This is a genomic window from Porticoccus sp., from assembly GCA_023261185.1.
GTDB classification, from domain to species: Bacteria; Pseudomonadota; Gammaproteobacteria; order Pseudomonadales; family Porticoccaceae; genus Porticoccus; species Porticoccus litoralis.
In genome coordinates, this window is record JALRJN010000117.1 from 1 (window position 1) to 1,894 (window position 1,894).

The 1,894-nt window shown below is 53.6% G+C and carries 3 protein-coding genes and 1 pseudogene; 1 reads left to right on the forward strand and 3 read right to left on the reverse strand.

Annotation, left to right across the window (positions count from 1 at the left end; all coding sequences use genetic code 11):
• Nucleotides 1-555: pseudogene (locus ACYZYZ_RS10800) on the reverse strand (hypothetical protein); the annotation flags it as partial.
• 271 nt (nucleotides 556-826) lie between these two features.
• Between ACYZYZ_RS10800 and ACYZYZ_RS10805 the strand changes: the two are divergent.
• Nucleotides 827-1,357: a hypothetical protein gene (locus ACYZYZ_RS10805; RefSeq protein WP_461484259.1), complete on the forward strand. Its 531-nt coding sequence runs from the start codon at nucleotides 827-829 to the stop codon at nucleotides 1,355-1,357.
• Here the strand turns inward: ACYZYZ_RS10805 and ACYZYZ_RS10810 are convergent.
• The gene (locus tag ACYZYZ_RS10810; protein ID WP_461484260.1) at nucleotides 1,354-1,680 is read right to left on the reverse strand and encodes an RnfH family protein; all 327 of its coding nucleotides are present in this window, start codon (nucleotides 1,678-1,680) and stop codon (nucleotides 1,354-1,356) included. The two genes, ACYZYZ_RS10805 and ACYZYZ_RS10810, sit on opposite strands and share 4 nt — an antisense overlap.
• A partial coding sequence (locus tag ACYZYZ_RS10815) for an SRPBCC family protein (protein WP_461484261.1) occupies nucleotides 1,677-1,894 on the reverse strand: 218 nt, incomplete at its 5' end. The genes ACYZYZ_RS10810 and ACYZYZ_RS10815, both read right to left, overlap by 4 nt.

A 1,894-nucleotide genomic window follows, 5' to 3' on the forward strand; every position in this document is an offset into this window, starting at 1 on the left:
ACCCTGACCACCATTTCCGCCATTGCCGCCTACACCACCATTACCGCCAACACCGCCATTTCCACCATTACCAAAAATGCCGGCGTTCCCGCCCACGCCCCCATTGCCGCCGTTACCGCATGCGATCGTGAGTGCTTGATCTCCTGTAATCGAAACATTCAGACCCGGATTATTAGAAATTGGGATCATCCCGTTGCCACCATTGCCGCCGACACCGCCATTACCACCTGAACTGACTGCATTGCCGCCGTTACCGCCATTACCACCCCAGCCACCAATTAAAGCATTTGGACTGGCTCCTGTTGAACTGATGTTCAAGTGAGTAACACCGACGGACGTCAGATCATAAAGTGCGGCACCTGCACCGCCATTACCCCCATCGCCACCCGGATTTGCGGCATCTGCACCCGCCATACCCGTGGCTCCCACCAAACGCATCCCTCCGGTCAGATTCACAGTGTTGCTCGGCGGGGAGTTGTCATTACCACCACCGCTGCCACACGCCGCCAACACCAGTGCTGCCGCTCCAGTAAGAATGATTTTTTCGTGTGACATCTATAAATCCCCAATATTTGATTTTTTAGATTCAGTTCATTTTCACAAGGTACTGAATATACCCAGTGCAATCTGAGTGGCTAAGTTTGACTACAACGAATCCAGATTGGCATTTTTTGAAACGGTTCATTCACCATACAAATCTGATTTGTTCAAAACACCTTTATACTCTCATAGAAAGCAAACCAGAATCCTGACAAATCCTGACATTGATGTCGTGCTCGTCACAACATGATGCCAGCAAGTGATACTTGGATGATTTCCTCTCCACATGTTCCTAACACTCGGATGGACTCCCCTGCCGCCTTGCCTTCACGCCGGGTTCAAGTGCTTCTCACATAATCAGCGCGCGCCTCTGGCGGTCCTGCTTGGTGCGTTGTTTTTACTGACTTTCTCGGCCAGAGCTGAGGCACAATTGCAGACTGGGCGCGATGTTGCTGGCTCGCTCTGGCTCAGCGATCAGGGCCTACCGACAGGGGTGCAGCCTGCGCCACTGGAACTGGATCAGGTCATGAGTCTAACGCCCGAGATCCAGGCATCCGGCACTGCTGGGCGGTCGGCCCTACCCCCGGATCGATCACCTGTGACCCACCAACGCATGACTGCCGAGGAGTCGGCCACCTGTCGGAGTATTGATAAACGTTATGAAGAAACCCGGGTGAATCTGGCCAACATCGAACGCGATAAAGCCAGCGGTAAGTTGCTGATTCCCGACTCTGGGCTGATCACAATCCGGCAAAATCTGGCATCGCTAGAACGCCTGAAAGAGCTTTGCCCGAAGACCCCTCAGCATCCGCTTTAGGCATCTGGAGATTCGCCGGCATTGAGTTCAGCCGCGCCACGCTTCATGACTTTGCCTTCCGCGGCTTTCTGACGCCGTACTTCTTTGGGGTCGGCGATCAGCGGGCGATAGATCTCGACGCGGTCACGATCACGCAGAACGGCATCTGCTTTTACCAGCTTGGAAAAGACGCCGAGCTTGTTGCGCCCGCCCGGTTCGATATCCGGATATTTCTGCAATAGCCCGGAGGCTTCAACCGCCTGCTGGGCAGTACTGCCGTCCGGCAAGTCCAGTGTGACAAGCTCCTGGCGGTCAGGTAGTGCGTAGATGACTTCGATTTTCATGAACCGTAAACCTGTGCTGCCCGCTGCACAAAAGCCTCGATGAAGGTATTGGCAATCCGGCTGAAGACGGGACCGATGATTTTTTCAAAAAGCTTACTGGAAAACTCGTAGCTCAACCGGAATTCGATCTTGCAGGCCTTATCACCCAGGGCTATGAAATGCCAGGTCCCATCAAAACGGCGAAAAGGGCCATCGACCAGTTTCATGGTCATTT